Below are 14858 nucleotides of genomic sequence, written 5' to 3'. Positions count from 1 at the left end.
GCCCCAACATCGGGCCAGGGGGCGTGATGATGCTGGGGCCTCGGGACATGCCTCGTGGGACTGAGACTGTCACCGCAAGCACAAGCCAACCTCGGCCCGCTCGTTCCTAGGTTTCCGAATATTCCAGAGTCCGTGGCCTAATCCGAAACAGTGCTTCCTACGTGGAGGCTAACAGGTCCTGGCCCGGAGGCATCAGCTTCAGATAGGCGCCGCTTTCGTGCATCCAGAGCCGGCCGTGGTCGATCACGTATCGGAGGTCGTTGCCGAACTCCGGGTGACCGCGGCTGCAGGTCAGCAGGAGCCACGAACTGCGCGTTGACGTGCTCGATGTAGATCCGGCCGGGGTGGCGGCGGCGATCTCGACGAGCTTGCGCGCGGTAGCTTCCGGATCAGCATAGGGCCGGTTTAGACGTGCTCCCTGCGCCGATGCCTCGGTGAGCCGTGTGTGTTCCTCGCGGGCGAAGGGACGCCGGCGCTATTTCCGCCGCGGCAAACGGTCTTCACTTGAGTCTGGTTAGATATGACGAAATAGGGCTCGATCGGCCCGACCATGCACATAATAGAACTCGACGCCAGCAGCTGGAAAAATGCTGACGATTTTCGGTCGGCTCTCAAGTCCGCGATCGGAGCGCCGACATGGCACGGCGACATTGTGGGTGCGTTCCTGGATTCGATCTTTGGAGGCGGCATGAACGCCCTGAGGCCACCTTACCTCATCAGGATCGTGAATGTGGCGGGTGTGCCTCTCGAACTCAGGGAAACGATTCAGGATTTTTCGTCCGCGATTGAAGACACGCGAATCAGAAGGCTTGCCCGAATAGGCGAGGACGTTGCGGTCAGGCTGGAGATCGCAAATTAGGACTGAGACCCACTCACAGGGCGTCCGTTGCCCTTGCGACAAACGGCGGAAATGTCTAAGGCATTCCGCAGTGGGGCCACGTGGCGGAGTGGTTACGCAACGGTCTGCAAAACCGTGTACACCAGTTCAATTCTGGTCGTGGCCTCCATCACAACATCCTGATATTCCAGCACAAATCTGATCCGCGCTCGGGCGGGACGACGCGGCTGGCCGCAGCTCGCACACCGGGTTCGCTTGGGGGTGGTCTGAACCCCCCGATTCAGGCCCGATGGCATAGTCTTCGCATCTGCGAAGTGATGCATTTTCCATCAACGAGCGCTGGAGACCACGTGGGCGACATCGTCCGATTTGTCCCGAAATCCGAGCTGGAGCGGGCCCGCCTCATTGCCGAGGCGCGCGCGATCTATGACAGCATCTTCCCGCCGACGGCCCCCGATCGAACGCCGCAGGGCGGCGAGGAGCGCGTCAAGACCTGATCGGGGTTGCAACAGTCGATAGCAAAACGCCCGCGTGAAGCGGGCGCATCGGGTCACGTTGAAAGAGGGGCGTCAGCAGGTCGCGTACCAGCCGTCCGGAAACGGCAGTAGGGGCCAGGCGCCCTCGTTGTCGTTGGCGGCTTTGGGCGTCGCGACGTACGACCACGAGCGGGGCACGAAGTCCTCCTGCGGCTCAGGCGCGATATCTTCGTAGACCATGGCGTCCCGCACGGCATCCAGCATCAGATTGAATTCGGCTTCGCTCATCACACCCTCGCAGAACGCGGATGGCGCAATGTCGCAAAGCCGGTTTGTCACCCGATTGAGCCGATCGTTCGCATTTTAACGATCCGGCGATGGGGTCCCGGTTGGTTAGCGATTTGTAAAGACGGCCCCGGAAATCCCGGTGGAACCCTAAGGTTCCCCCAGCCGGCCTCAGTGTGAAAGAGATCACATCCCCCGCGATTTATTTCTCCTACCCCTTCGCGAGACGCCGGCCAGCGAGGGCCGGGGGCGGGCAGGGCAGACAGGAGACTTGGTCATGAAGGCAAGGTTCTTGCGGTTTGCGGGTGTGAAGAGCCGGGCGCGTCGCGCCTCGACTGTCGGGCTGTTCCTCACCCTGTTCGCCACCGCCGCCCAGGCGCAGCAGGGAACACCCGAACAGCGCCGGGCCTGCACCCCCGACGTCTACAGGCTCTGTGCCGGCAAGATCCCCAATGTCCGCGCCATCACGGCCTGCCTGCGCCGTAACCGATCAAGCTTGAGCGAAGCTTGCCGCACCGTGTTCGATCAGGCCGGCGGCTGACATGGCTGACCTGTGGGTTTGTGCGCAGCAAGTATCCCGCGCGACCTCGCGAATCCGCCATGGTGAGCCTGTGGATATGCTGCGGACAGGCTGTGGAGTGCTGTGGATACCTGACGCGGTTATCTCGATTTTTGCGCAGCATTTGCGCCAGCAATCCTCACATCTCTGTAAAACAACCTCAACATCTGATTCTCGGATCGCGCCAATTGTTGCGCCATTTGGGATGATTTGGTTCCCCCGAATTCGGAATTGCGTGCCGTAATACGCATCGCGCACGAACAGTTTTTGTGCAGCCCCTTGCCCAAAGCGCGGGCCCCATCCGTCCAATTTTTTGTACGCCCGCGGACAAGCTTTTCGCGGGCCGCTCCACCTAGGCTCGCTCCCGAGATCTGGAACATGGCCAGTGCCATGGCAATTCGAGGGAGTTGGAGATGGAGAGACGGGTTTTGTCCCAGGCGCAGCGGGGGATGTCGCGCGCATTGCCATGGCGCAAGCTCGCGCTCGGCGCCACCATCGCTGCCGGCCTGGTTGCTGGTGCACCGCTGAGCGCGCAGGCTGCGGCACCCGCTGCCTGCACCGCGCTCCAGGAGAAATATCCGGACTGGAAGGGCAAGACGCTCGTCAACGCCATCAACCCGCATACGCCCGGCTATGAGACCATCGATCCCAAGGATCCCAACAAATATATCGGCTTCGACATCGATCTCGGCGAAGCCATCGGCGAATGCCTCGGCTTCAAGCTGACCTACAAGCCGGTGACGTTCGCAGCGCTGCTGACCACGCTCGCGGCCGGCCAGGCCGACATTGTCATTTCGGATATCTACGCCACCAAGGAGCGGGCCAAGGCCGCCGACTTCATCACCTATTCGAAGGTGTTCGACGGCGTGCTGGTGGCCAAGGGCAATCCGAAGGGCATCAACGGCATCAACATATCGATGTGCGGCACGGCCGCCGCCGAGAACACCGGCTATGTCGAGGTGCCCCTGATCCAGGCCCTGATCCCGGAGTGCAAGAAGGCCGGCAAGGCAGAGCCGACCATCCAGCTCTATGACAACAACGCCAACTGCATCCAGGCGATCCTCGCCGGCCGCGCCGACACCTACATCAACGACGTCAACACCGTAGACAGCGCGGTCAAGGCCTATCCGGACAAGCTGGAGAAGGCGATCGCGGTGACGATCCCGTATTCGGTCGGCATCGCCGTTCCCAAGGACAAGCCGAAATTCCGCGACGCCGTGCTCGCCGCACTGATCGAGGTGCAGAAGGCCGGCACGCACATGGAGCTTCTGAAGAAGCACGGGCTCGATGTGAACAATTTCAAGGAGCCCGACATTCTGACGGCTGACTGATGTCGCTGTTCCTCCATTATCTGAGCATGCCCTATCTGCTCGAGGGCATCGAGCTCACCCTCGAGGTGACGGCCCTCGGGCTCGGCGGCGGATTGATCCTGGGATTGATTCTCGCCGGCATGCAGCTCTCGCGCTTCTGGCCCCTGGCGGCGATCGCCCGGGGCTACACCGTGATCTTCCGCGGCACGCCGCTGATCCTGCAGATGGTGTTCGCCTACGACGCACTGCCGCATATCGGCATCAAGCTGCCGGCGGTGCTGGCGGCCGGCCTCGCGCTCGCCTGCAACGAGGCGCCGTTCATCGCCGAGATGCTGCGCGCCGGCGTGCTCGGCGTCGATCGCGGGCAGGTGACGGCAGGGCAGGCGCTCGGCATGACGCCGTCCATCCTGATGCGCCGGGTGATCGCGCCGCAGGCGATCCGCACCATGATCCCGGCCTTCGGCAACGAGGCCGTCAGTGCGTTGAAGAACTCGTCGCTGGCCTCCGTCGTCGCGGTGCAGGAGCTGACGCTGCGCTCGACCCAACTGGCGTCCTCGACCTTCGACTTCTTCTCGATCTTCTTCGCCTCGGGCCTGCTCTATCTCGTGCTCACGGCCACGATCAGCGGCATCCAGCTCTTCGTCGAATGGCTGCTCGATCTCGACCGCGCCAAAGGGCGCAAGCGCAAGCTCGCCGATTACCTGCCCTGGCGCCGCGTCGATCTCGGCAACAAGCTGGAGCTCGCGGAAGCCGCGGCTGTTGATCCCGAGCCCGCCCCGGCGGAGCTGCCCGAGACGCCGCCGCTTGCCTTGACCCGCGAGGAGCGCGCCCGCCGCGCCGCGACGATCGCGCGCAACAACATCGCGGTCGAAGCCAAGGACCTCACCAAGAGCTACGGCCCGCAAAAGGTGCTTGCCGGCCTCGACCTGACGGTCCGTGTCGGCGAGGTTGTCGCGCTGCTCGGCCCCAGCGGCTCCGGCAAGAGCACGCTGCTCCGCTGCATCAACCATCTCGAGAACTGGGATGCCGGCACCGTGCGCGTCGGCGGCCGCCGCCTCGGCTTTGGCGAGGACGGCAAGCCGCTGTCACCGCGTGCCATTGCCAACGAGCGCGCCAGCGTCGGCGTCGGCATGGTGTTCCAGCAGTTCAATCTGTTCGCCCATCTCTCGGCAAAGGAGAACATCGCGGGGCCACTGCGCTGGGTCCACGGCATGACCCGTATCGATGCCGACCGCCGCGCCACCGAGCTGCTCGACCGCGTTGGTCTCTCGCATCGCGCCGATGCGCTGCCGCGGCATCTGTCCGGAGGTCAGCAGCAGCGCGTCGCCATCGCCCGCGCGCTGGCACCGAACCCGAGCGTGCTGTTGCTGGACGAGCCGACCTCGGCGCTCGATCCCGAGCTCGTCAACGAAGTGCTGGAAGTGATCCGCCGCCTCGCGATCGACGACGGCCTCACCATGATCATCTCGACGCACCAGATCCGGTTCGCCGACGAGGTCGCCGACCGCGTCGCGTTCTTAAGCGGCGGCGCGATCATCGAGGAGGGGCCGGCGCACGAGGTGCTCTCCAACCCCCGCAATCCGCTGACGGCGCGTTTCCTCAGCGTGATGGAAGCCGACAAGACTCCGGAGGCGGTGCGATGAGCGCTGTCTCCACAAGGTTCAAGCCCGCGTTCCCTAATGAGGCCACGTCATGAAGCATTTCACGCTGCCGGTTTCGCCGAAGACCGTTCACTGGGGCTATTTCTCCAAGAAGGTCACGCCGGCCCTGACGCTCCGCTCCGGAGATCGCGCCACCATCGAAACGCTGACCCATCACGCCAACGATGATTACGAGCGCATGGTCCAGGGCGATCCCGGCGCCGAGAGCGTGTTTCAGTGGACGCGCGAGCACAAGGCCGTCGCCCGCCGCGGCTCGGGCCCGGTCGAAGGTCCGTTCATCCGCGGCGCAGGCGAGGGGATCGGCGTGCATCTCCTCACCGGCCCGGTCGCGATCGAGGGCGCCGAGCCCGGCGACATTCTTGAAGTGCGCATTCTTGATGTCCGGCCGCGGCCGAGTTGCAGCGCCTGCCATGCCGGCCGTTGCTTCGGCTCCAACGTGGCCGCGAACTGGGGCTTTCACTATCACGACCTGATCGAGGAGCCGAAGCCGCGCGAGGTCGTCACCATCTTCGAGCTCGACACGTCAGGCGAGCCTTACGCCAAGGCGGTCTACAATTACGTCTGGACCCCGCAGACCGACCCAGACGGCATCGTGCATCCCACCATCGACTATCCCGGCGTCCGCGTCGATCACGCCACCATCAGGAAGCGCGAGAACATCCTCTCCAGCGTGAAGGTGCCGGCGCGGCTGCATTTCGGCACCATGGGCCTCGCGCCATCGGAAGCCGATTTCGTCAGCTCGATCCCGCCGAGCTATACCGGCGGCAACATCGACGACTGGCGCATCGGCAAGGGCGCGCGGATGTTCTATCCGGTCGCGGTCCCCGGCGCCTATTTCTCGGTCGGCGATCCCCATGCAGCGCAAGGCGACAGCGAGCTCGGCGGCACCGCGATCGAAACCTCGCTGACCGGCGATTTCGAGTTCATCCTGCACAAGAAGGCAGACCTCGCCGGCACCAATCTCGAAGGCCTCGACCATCCGATGCTGGAGACCGATCACGCCTGGTCGTTCTACGGCTTCACCTATCCGAACTATCTCGCCACGCTCGGCGCCGACGCGCAAACCGAGATTGCCAATCACTCGAGCCTCGACCGTGCGATGCGCGACGCGTTCAGAAAACTGCGCCGGTTCCTGATGACGGTGCACGGCCTCAGCGAAGACGAGGCGGTCTCGCTGATGTCGGTGGGCGCCGATTTCGGCGTCACGCAGGTCGTCGATGCCAATTGGGGCGTCCACGGCACGATCCGCAAGAACATCTTTCGGTGCGATTGATGGGCCGTAGCCTGGATGGAGCGCAGCGCAATCCGGGAATCGTGCCACAAGCGACAGGGGTCCCGGATTACGCTGCGCTCCATCCGGGCTACGCATCCTGCTTAACTCCAGCATTGGGTTCTAACACTCTGAAGCAAAGTCCATTTCCCGGATGAGGGCGTGAACAAGGAAGGTCATTTGCGACCCGTCGCTGCGACGGATGATCGCGCGCGTCTGGCACAGAGGTTGCTTCGATCCACCGCAATCTGGGTCGATCCGATGAGCTTCCGTCCCTTCACGAGCGAGTCCTACGCGCAAGACGACCGCCCCGAGGCCTGGCGCGATGTGCTGGCTGCGGTCGGCTTGCAGCCGGCGACCAGCCATTCTTTCCTCGACGGGCACGCGACGGCATCGCATCGCCATGCCACGGGCGTCGCGCTGACGCGGATGGCCGCGGGTGCGCAAACAGTCGGTCCGCTCTCGCAAACGAGCGAAGACCTTCCGATCGCGTTGATGCCGCTCGAGGACGGCATGGTGCTCAAGAGCGCTGGCGGCCATCGCATCGTTCCGGTCGGCCATCTCGTGCTGCTGCCGCGGAGCGGGGACTGGAGCATCGTGTTCCAGCGCGACATGCGCGCCATCGTGCTGGCCGTGAGTTCGGAAGCGCTGCACGGGCGTCTCTCGGGCAAGCCGCGGCTCCGCGAGCCCCGTGTCGTTCCACCAGGGGGCTTCGCCGACGTGTTCGCGCGCCTGCTCGATGCGACCGCGCGCACGCTGGATACGTTGAGCGACCCTGAATGGAATACGGTCGCGCAGTCGCTCGTCGATCTGCTCCTGACGCTCGCGCATCAGCTCGCAGCCTCGGCATCCGATGCCGGATCGAGCGCGACCCAGGCCGCGCTGTTGCATCGGATCTGCCAGACCATCGAGCGCCGGCTCGAAGATCCCGACCTGGTGCCGGCACGCGTCGCGCAGGCCGAGGGGATTTCCGAGCGCTATCTGCAAAAATTGTTTGAGACGGTCGGAGACAACTTTACCCACTATGTCCGCGAGCGGCGCCTTCAGCGGGCCTGGGCCGATCTGTCCAACCCCGCGGAAGCGCATCGCTCGATCTCCGAGATCGCCTACACCTACGGTTTTGGCGACTCCGCGCATTTCAGCCGCGCCTTCCGCCATCGCTTCGGCCTGCCGCCGCGCGAATTCCGCCAGCAGGAGGCGGAGCGGGCGACCTCGCAGCACGGCGTCGCCGGCCAGCGCGGCTGGCCCCAGGAGGCGCTGGCGCAGCTGCGCGCCCATCAGAGCGTGGAGGCGCGCAGCAACATCGCTTGCGCCAGTGCCGCGGAGCGGACGACGGCGGAGCGCCGGCACCATCATCTCCCGGTCGAGGCCAGCCGCGTCCATTGGGGCTATTTCAGCCGCTCGTTGCCGCCGCAGATCGAAATCGCCTCGGGCGACACCATCACCATCGAGACGCTGACCCAGCACGCCTCCGACGCGCCGGAGATGATGATCGCAGGCGATCCCGGCGCCGAAAGCGTGTTCGGCTGGACCGCCGACAGGAAGAACGTCGATCGCCGCGGCGCGGGCCCAATGGATGCCAGCGTGTTCGGCCGCGGCGCCGGCGAGGGATTCGGCGTCCATATCTGCACCGGGCCCGTGGCCGTGAAGGACGCCCAGCCCGGCGACGTGCTGGAGGTGCGGATCCTCGACATCGTGCCGCGCGCGAGCCGCAATCCGAACCACGCAGGCCGCGTGTTCGGCTCTTCGGTCGCGGCCTGGTGGGGCTATCACTACAACGAATTTCTCGGCGGCCCGAAGCCGCGCGAGATCGTCACCATCTACGAGATCTTCGACGATCCCGAGGAGCCGCACGCCGGCGCGCTGTATTCCTACCGCTGGGAGCCGCAAATCGATCCTTTCGGCGTGGTGCACACCACCTACGACTATCCCGGCGTTCCCGTCACGCCGGCCTCAATCAAGCGCCGGCATGCGGTGCTGGACGGCATCCGCATTCCGCTGCGGCCGCATTTCGGCGTGATCGCGGTGGCGCCGCGTGAGGTCGATTTCGTCGATTCCGTGCCGCCGTCCTATTTCGGCGGCAATCTCGACAATTGGCGATTGGGGAAGGGATCGACCGTCTATCTTCCGGTCTCGGTGCCCGGCGCGCTGCTGTCGGTCGGCGACTCCCACGCGACACAGGGCGACGGCGAGCTCAGCGGCACCGCGATCGAATGCTCGATGACGGGGACGTTCGAGGTGATCCTGCACAAGAAGGCCGATCTCGCCGGCCGGCCGTTCGCCGATCTCTCTTATCCGCTGATCGAGACCGAGACCGACTGGGTGCTGACCGGCTTCAGCCACCCCAACTACCTCGCCGAGTTCGGTGCGCAGGGCCAGAGCGAGGTCTACGCAAAATCGTCGCTCGACCTCGCCATGAAGGACGCGTTCCGCAAGATGCGGCGCTTCCTGATGAACACCAAAGGTCTCAGCGAGGACGAGGCGATCGCGCTGATGTCGGCCGCCGTCGATTTCGGCGTCACGCAGGTCGTCGACGGCAATTGGGGCGTGCACGCCATCCTCAGCAAGCGTCTGTTTCAGGACGCACCTTAACAAGGACATCTCAGGTGAAATTCCACATGATCAGCGGCGGCCCGAAGCCGGTCGCGCCCTTCAGCCACGCCGTCGAGACCGACGGCTTCGTCTTCGTCACCGGCCAGATGCCTGATACGCCGCAGGCGCCGGGCATGCTGCCGGACGGCATCGTCGCGCAGACGCGTGCCGTAGTGGAGAATCTGAAGCTGGTTCTGGCCGGCCTCGATCTCGGCCTCGAGCACGTCGTCATGACGCGCATCTACCTGACGCGCTTCAAGGAGGACTACGCCGCGATGAACGAGACCTATCGCAGCTTCTTCCCGCCGGATCGCTTGCCGGCCCGTACCTGCGTCGGCGTCACCGGTCTCGCCTATGACGCGCTGATCGAGATCGATCTGGTGTGTCGGCGGCCGTGAGGTCGGTTTCGTAGGCCGGATGAGCGAAGCGATATCCGGGAGCGGCGCGGATGCTGCCCCGGGTGTCGCTTCGCTCACCCGGGCTACGATCCGTTGCGTTGCCCGTCGGGCAAAACATCCAATCGCGGGGTCAATCGTCATGGCTAAAAATATTCGCCTTTACAGAATTTCGGATTCATCGCATTCTCCCGTCACCTCACCCCTGTCAGAGGGGCGTATCGCGATCGTCACGAACGCGGGGTGAGCCGTGGTGGACGCAAGGCTACACCGGCGCGACAGGCATCGCAGGGCGGGCAACCGTGAGCGAGAGCCGGCGCGCATACGACCGGTGGGTTCTGCGTACGGTAAAACCGTGTCGTCCTGGCGCCCGGGGTCTGTGCGCCAAGTCTTGCGGTGATGCGTCGGCCCAACCGGGTCCGCGTGTAGGCCATCCGCAAGGCGACGGGGGCAATAGTGCATCGCTCCCCGGGGAGAGCTCGGCATAAGCCGTCAAACCACTGCGCAGGGAAGGCCGGTTGTTAGGCTTCACCTGTATGCCGCTGTGCAGCTTTTGTTGCCACCTTTTGCACAGTGGACCGTGGGTGCCCGGCCGGCACCCGGTCTTCCCTGCGCCCTCTGACCAAGGAGGGTGACGTGACCAGGCAAAGCTCGGGCGGATTGCGCCGCGAGGATGCGAGGCTGTGTCTGCATACTCCGTCATTGCGAGGAGCTCTTGCGACGAAGCAATCCAGAAATGTATCCGCGGAAAGATTCCTGGATTGCTTCGCTGCGCTCGCAATGACGACGCGGAGACAGTGCGCCTCAAACCCTTGCTTCTGTTCCATATCCGCCGGGACTTTCCGTAAAATTGCAACCCGCGCGTGCAAGAAGTCTTGATCGACGGTAATCTAGAGGTGATGGGGTGCCTTGAACGCGGCCCCGGGCGACGGCGACTAACCTCCAGAGTGCAAAGGATCAGTGGAACGTGATCGCATCTCCTCTTCCTAAAGCACTAAAATGGTGCTTTAGTGCTTTCCATGAGCCCGTTGTCCCGAAACGCGCCGTCCGCGCTGCGTTACCGGCTTGCCCCTGACCCGGCCGCCAAGGCCGCCATGGAGGCGACATTCCAGGCCTATGACCGCATGATGGAGATCCTGGACGAGGTCGCCCGGAGCCATAATGTCGGCTCCAACGTCGTGCTGCTGCACGCCCATGCCTATGAGCCGATCCGGAAGGAAACCGCGCTGCCGTCGCGGCTGGTGACGCTGGGCTTGCGTGATCGCGCCGATTATCGCGTCGCGCAGGGCCGTCGCCTGCCGCTCGACGACAAGCTCGCCAAGATCAAGGGGCCCGCCACTATTTCGATCGCGACCGTGCAAGGGCGCTTCAGTGTGCCCTTCGATTACGCCGGCTATGCCGAGGGCTGGGGGCAGAGCGCGCCCGCGCACCTCATCCGCACCGACGACGGCTTTGAAGTTCACTACGGCGTCACGCCGAACAGTCTGCCAGAGGAGGAGAACGCTATGGATACCATCGCTGCCGCCCCCGACAATTTCCTGTCCCGGGTCGGACGTCTCATTGCCGGGATCGCCTACGACGCGATCGAGCAGGCGGAAGGCAAAAACAAGCTCAAGGTGGTCGGCCAGGCCATTCGCGAGATCGAGCGCGCCGAGAGCGAGGCACGCGATGCGCTCGCGGGCGCGCGCGCCGAGGAATACCGCCTGAATGCGCGCCGCACGGAGATCGAGCGCGAGATGACCGATCTTGCCGCCAAGATCGAGGGCGCGGTCGCTGATAACCGCGACGACCTCGCGCGCGCCGGCATCGCGCGGCAGATGGATCTGGAGGCGCAGTTCGAGGTGCTGTCCCGCGCCATCGACGAGAACAACGAGAAGATCGAGCAGTGCGTGACATCGCTGCGCGCCGTGCTGTCGGCGCTGCAGGATGCCGAGCTGCGCCGCGCCGATCTCGAAAAGAGCGAGGCCCAGGCGAGCCATCAGGCCTCGACGTCGCCGCGGAAGTCCGGCGGCGCCTCGGCCGCAGCGAAGGCCTTGCGTGCGGGCAGGGCGGTGGCGCGGGCCACCGGCGTGCCGCAAAGCATCCCGTATTCGAGCGACATCGATGAACTGAGCGCGCTTCATCGCGACAAGGAGATTGCGGCGAGGCTCGCACGGTTGAAGTCGCGCTCCTGAGGTTCGTGTCATGAGCGCACTGCTCGAACACGTCATGTCGCCCGAGGTCAGGCCGTTCGCGATCGCGGCGGCCATGATCGTCATCGTCGGCTCGCTCGAGGTGATCTCGATGCTGGTCGGGGCCTCCTTGAGCGAGATGCTCGGCACCAGCATCGATTTCAGCCATCCCAGCGACAACGGCGTGCTCAACGCCATCTCCTGGATCAATGTCGGCGGCGTGCCGCTGCTGATCTTCCTGCTGCTGGTGCTTGGCGCCTTCTCCATCACCGGCTTCCTGATCCAGGACGTCGCGCGGATGGTCGCCGGGCCCTTGCCCGCGACGCTCGCCTCGGTCGGGGCGGTCATCGTCTCGGTGCCGCTGGTCCGCGCCGCGAGCGGCGCCATCGCGCGGATCATCCCCAAGGACGAGAGCTACGTCGTCGGCCTTGGCGATCTCGTCGGCCGCGTCGGCGAGGTCGTGGTTGGCCCGCTCGACCAGGGCCCGCCCGGCCGCGTCAGCGTCGCCGACATCCACGGCAACCGCCATTTCGTCCTGGCGGTTGCAGCACCCACCTCGGCACCTCTGCCGCAGGGAACCCTGGTCCTGCTGGTCGATCGCGTCGACACGCGTTTCGTGGCGGTCAAGGCCGAGGATGAACTCAAACCTTCCAAGCCGACTCTAAGCAACTAGCAAGTCATTTATTGGAGAAAGTCATGTTCGACATTGCAGTCCCGGCCGTGATCGGCGTCGCGCTGATCGTCGTCCTCGGGATCGTCTTCACCATTCTCTACAAGCGCGCGACCCGCGACGAGGCCTTCGTGCGCACCGGCCTCGGCGGCAAGAAGGTCGTGCTTGACGGCGGCGCCATGATCCTGCCGATCTTCCACTCCTATGCCAGCGTCAATCTGAAGACGCTGCGGCTCACGGTCGAGCGCAAGGAGCGGGAATCCCTCATCACCAAGGACCGGCTGCGCGTCGACATCGTCGCCGAATTCTACGTGCGCGTCCGCCCGGACGAGGAGAGCATCGCGCTCGCCAGCCAGACGCTGGGTGCGCTGACCAACGATGCCGAGGCGCTGCGCAACCAGGTCGAGGCTAAATTCGTCGACGGCCTGCGCTCGGTCGCTGCGACCATGAGCATCCTGGAGCTTCAGGAGAAGCGCTCGGACTTCGTCAAGCACGTGCAGTCCACGGTCGAGTCCGACGTCAAGTCCAACGGGCTCGAGCTTGAATCGGTGTCGCTGACCAAGCTCGACCAGACCGACGTCAAGTTCTTCAATCCTGAAAACTTCTTCGACGCCGAAGGTCTCACCCAATTGAAGACCGTCACCGAGACCCGCAGGCGCGACCGCAACGCCATCGTGCGCGACAACGAGGTGGCGATCGCGCAAAAGGACCTCGAGGCGCGGCAGCAGACGCTGGGGATCGAGCGGACCAAGAAGGAGGCCGAACTCTCCCAGGAACGCGACATCGCCAACAAGACCGCCAGCACCCGTGCCGAGGTCGCAACCGCGACCCAGACCGCGCGCCTCACCGAAGAGAACGCCCGCATCGACACCGACCGGGCCGTTGCCGAGAAGGAGGCGGGCGCCAAGCAGGTCAAGGAGACCGCGGTGATCGAGTCGGATCTCGCCATCAACAAGCGCAAGACCGACGCCCAGCGCGAGATCCAGATCGCCACCCAGGAGAACGAGATCCAGATCGCGGCCAAGAGCAAGCAGACCTCGGAAGCCGTCGCCGAAGCGAAGACCGCTGAAGCGGTCGCCGTCTCCGCGGAGGAAAAGGTCGTGACCGCACGCGCTGTCGAGGTCGCCGACCGTGCTCGTCTCACCCAGGTGCTGGCCGCCCGCACCGAGGCCGAGCGCAAATCGACCGAGCTGATCGTCGCAGCCGAGGCCGAGAAGAAGGCTTCGCTCGACCGCGCCGAGGCCGTCAAGACGCTGGCCATGGCCGAAGCCGAATCCAACAAGATCAAGGCGGTCGGTGTCCGCAACATCGGCGAAGCCGAGGCCGCCGTCATCACTATGAAGAACGAGGCGCAGAACAAGCTCGGGACCAACGTGATCGATTTCGAGATCGCCAAGAAGCGGATCGAGACCATGCCGTCGGCGCTGGCCGAGATGGTGAAGCCGATCGCCAACCTCAAGGACGTCCGCATCCTTCATACCGGCGGTGCGTTCGGCGGCGGCAATGGCGCTGCGAATGGCGGCGTCGGCTTCGGCGAAGGCCTCGCCGGCGAGCTGCTGAAGGTGCACGCGCTGCGTCCGATGATCGACGAGATCCTGCGCCAGAGCGGCTTTGCGCCGGGCGATGATCCCGTGAAGGCACTGGTCGGCGCCGTGACCGGCAAAAGCAACGGCGCCGCGGTGCCGGCGCCCGCACCGGAGAAAACAACCACCGCGGATCTATGAATGCCGGTTCATTGCTGCGGAGAATTCGAATCGCTAAGAAATTCCCGTGCGCGTCTCGCGTCGCGCACAACTCCGGAGCCGCGGTCGATCGCGTGTCGAAGCTTTCGATCGTGCTCCCGACGAAACCTGAGGGGCAACGCCATTGGTTGCCGCGGCGCCTGCGCCGATCGACGTCAGGCGCCGAAGCCTGTTTCGATCGAGGGAATTTCAAATGAAGTATTTTCTGTCCGGACTGATCGCGATCGGTCTTTCGCTCGCAGCCACCGCGTCCTTCGCAGCCGACTCCCGCAACGTCTCGGTCGTCAACGAGACCGGCTATGCCATCAAGTTCCTGGGCTTCAATGCACCTGACGATGGCATGGACGAGTGGGACAACGAGCTCGACAAGGTTTTGCAGAACCAGGCGAGCACCTATGTCGAGTTCGACGAGGACGACGAGGGCTGCGTCTGGAACATCCGCGTGGACTGGCAGAACTACGACGAGTCCGTGCTGTGGAAGAACGTCAACCTCTGCAAGTTCAACGTGCTGAGGCTGCGCTACGACCCCGGCACCAAGACCACGTCCTTCGTCGCCGAATAGTTTCGGCGCTCACGGCCGGAGGAGGGGCCGTCAGGCCCTTCCTCAGATGCGTTGCGAAGAGGACGAATTCGTCCTTTGCAAGCGCAAGCGGCTTTGTTATACGCAGCCGCGCGCGAACGAACGGTTCGCCTTTTCCTCGGTAGCTCAGCGGTAGAGCATCCGACTGTTAATCGGATGGTCGCTGGTTCGAATCCAGCCCGGGGAGCCAAATTCCGCTTGAAATTCAAGAAGTTGAGATCGCGCCTTGAAGTGGTGCTCGACGTCGCTTGAGCGGGCTCTCAGCGGCTATTTCCCGAATCCAGCGCAGAATCGCGTTTCAAACAGATG

At 64.4% G+C, this 14858-nt stretch carries 13 protein-coding genes and 2 tRNA genes; 14 read left to right on the top strand and 1 reads right to left on the bottom strand.

Going from position 1 to position 14858, the window contains the following annotated elements; translation table 11 throughout:
• The first annotated feature begins 550 nt into the window (after positions 1–550).
• The 3 genes from RAD16_RS04650 (at position 551) to RAD16_RS04640 (ending at position 1335) form a co-directional block, all read left to right on the top strand.
• The gene (locus RAD16_RS04650; protein WP_458156694.1) at positions 551–859 is read left to right on the top strand and encodes a barstar family protein; all 309 of its coding nucleotides are present in this window, start codon (positions 551–553) and stop codon (positions 857–859) included.
• 74 nt (positions 860–933) lie between these two features.
• Positions 934–1007: transfer RNA gene (locus RAD16_RS04645), tRNA-Cys, on the top strand.
• A gap of 181 nt (positions 1008–1188) precedes the next feature.
• Positions 1189–1335: a hypothetical protein gene (locus RAD16_RS04640; RefSeq protein ID WP_458156693.1), complete on the top strand. Its 147-nt coding sequence runs from the start codon at positions 1189–1191 to the stop codon at positions 1333–1335.
• Positions 1336–1407: 72 nt separating this feature from the next.
• Here RAD16_RS04640 and RAD16_RS04635 read toward each other — a convergent pair whose 3' ends face one another.
• Entirely contained in the window at positions 1408–1602 is a 195-nt protein-coding gene (locus tag RAD16_RS04635; RefSeq protein WP_458156692.1) for a hypothetical protein, read from the bottom strand.
• A 274-nt stretch (positions 1603–1876) separates the two neighbouring features.
• On the opposite strand from RAD16_RS04635, the gene RAD16_RS04630 reads away from it, so the two are divergent.
• From RAD16_RS04630 to RAD16_RS04580, 11 genes are all read left to right on the top strand, one after another.
• On the top strand, positions 1877–2140 hold the full coding sequence (locus RAD16_RS04630; protein WP_458156691.1) for a hypothetical protein: 264 nt from the start codon (positions 1877–1879) through the stop codon (positions 2138–2140).
• A gap of 467 nt (positions 2141–2607) precedes the next feature.
• A complete protein-coding gene (locus RAD16_RS04625; protein WP_458156950.1) occupies positions 2608–3489 on the top strand; it encodes an ABC transporter substrate-binding protein in 882 nt (293 codons plus the stop codon).
• Positions 3489–5111, top strand: a complete 1623-nt coding sequence (locus RAD16_RS04620; protein WP_458156690.1) for an amino acid ABC transporter permease/ATP-binding protein — start codon at positions 3489–3491, stop codon at positions 5109–5111. Before RAD16_RS04625 ends, RAD16_RS04620 begins: the two co-directional genes overlap by 1 nt.
• 49 nt (positions 5112–5160) lie before the next feature.
• Positions 5161–6402 (top strand): acetamidase/formamidase family protein, encoded by a 1242-nt coding sequence (locus tag RAD16_RS04615; RefSeq protein ID WP_458156689.1) that lies wholly within the window; start codon positions 5161–5163, stop codon positions 6400–6402.
• Positions 6403–6660: 258 nt separating this feature from the next.
• Positions 6661–8991: an acetamidase/formamidase family protein gene (locus RAD16_RS04610; RefSeq protein ID WP_458156688.1), complete on the top strand. Its 2331-nt coding sequence runs from the start codon at positions 6661–6663 to the stop codon at positions 8989–8991.
• 14 nt (positions 8992–9005) lie between these two features.
• Positions 9006–9389: a RidA family protein gene (locus RAD16_RS04605; protein ID WP_458156687.1), complete on the top strand. Its 384-nt coding sequence runs from the start codon at positions 9006–9008 to the stop codon at positions 9387–9389.
• 1007 nt (positions 9390–10396) lie between these two features.
• On the top strand, positions 10397–11560 hold the full coding sequence (locus RAD16_RS04600; RefSeq protein ID WP_458156686.1) for a PspA/IM30 family protein: 1164 nt from the start codon (positions 10397–10399) through the stop codon (positions 11558–11560).
• A 10-nt stretch (positions 11561–11570) separates the two neighbouring features.
• Positions 11571–12230 carry an OB-fold-containig protein gene (locus RAD16_RS04595; RefSeq protein ID WP_458156685.1) on the top strand — a complete coding sequence of 220 codons (660 nt, stop codon included), beginning with the start codon at positions 11571–11573 and terminating at the stop codon, positions 12228–12230.
• 23 nt (positions 12231–12253) lie between these two features.
• Positions 12254–13951: a flotillin family protein gene (locus tag RAD16_RS04590; RefSeq protein ID WP_458156684.1), complete on the top strand. Its 1698-nt coding sequence runs from the start codon at positions 12254–12256 to the stop codon at positions 13949–13951.
• Positions 13952–14162: 211 nt separating this feature from the next.
• Entirely contained in the window at positions 14163–14531 is a 369-nt protein-coding gene (locus RAD16_RS04585) for a hypothetical protein (RefSeq protein ID WP_458156683.1), read from the top strand.
• Between the two features lie 133 nt (positions 14532–14664).
• Positions 14665–14739: transfer RNA gene (locus RAD16_RS04580), tRNA-Asn, on the top strand.
• Positions 14740–14858 lie beyond the last annotated feature (119 nt).

Source organism: Bradyrhizobium sp. 18BD (genome assembly GCF_054185225.1).
Note: the sequence above shows the minus strand (reverse complement) of the source record. Positions and strands in the feature narration are given on the sequence as shown.

Coding starts and splice junctions, on each gene's coding strand:
- RAD16_RS04625 (WP_458156950.1), top strand. CDS start 2,608: ATGTCGCGCGCATTGCCATGGCGCAAGCTCGCGCTCGGCGCCACCATC.
- RAD16_RS04630 (WP_458156691.1), top strand. CDS start 1,877: ATGAAGGCAAGGTTCTTGCGGTTTGCGGGTGTGAAGAGCCGGGCGCGT.
- RAD16_RS04650 (WP_458156694.1), top strand. CDS start 551: ATGCACATAATAGAACTCGACGCCAGCAGCTGGAAAAATGCTGACGAT.
- RAD16_RS04620 (WP_458156690.1), top strand. CDS start 3,489: ATGTCGCTGTTCCTCCATTATCTGAGCATGCCCTATCTGCTCGAGGGC.
- RAD16_RS04615 (WP_458156689.1), top strand. CDS start 5,161: ATGAAGCATTTCACGCTGCCGGTTTCGCCGAAGACCGTTCACTGGGGC.
- RAD16_RS04635 (WP_458156692.1), bottom strand. CDS start 1,602: ATGAGCGAAGCCGAATTCAATCTGATGCTGGATGCCGTGCGGGACGCC.
- RAD16_RS04610 (WP_458156688.1), top strand. CDS start 6,661: ATGAGCTTCCGTCCCTTCACGAGCGAGTCCTACGCGCAAGACGACCGC.
- RAD16_RS04585 (WP_458156683.1), top strand. CDS start 14,163: ATGAAGTATTTTCTGTCCGGACTGATCGCGATCGGTCTTTCGCTCGCA.
- RAD16_RS04595 (WP_458156685.1), top strand. CDS start 11,571: ATGAGCGCACTGCTCGAACACGTCATGTCGCCCGAGGTCAGGCCGTTC.
- RAD16_RS04590 (WP_458156684.1), top strand. CDS start 12,254: ATGTTCGACATTGCAGTCCCGGCCGTGATCGGCGTCGCGCTGATCGTC.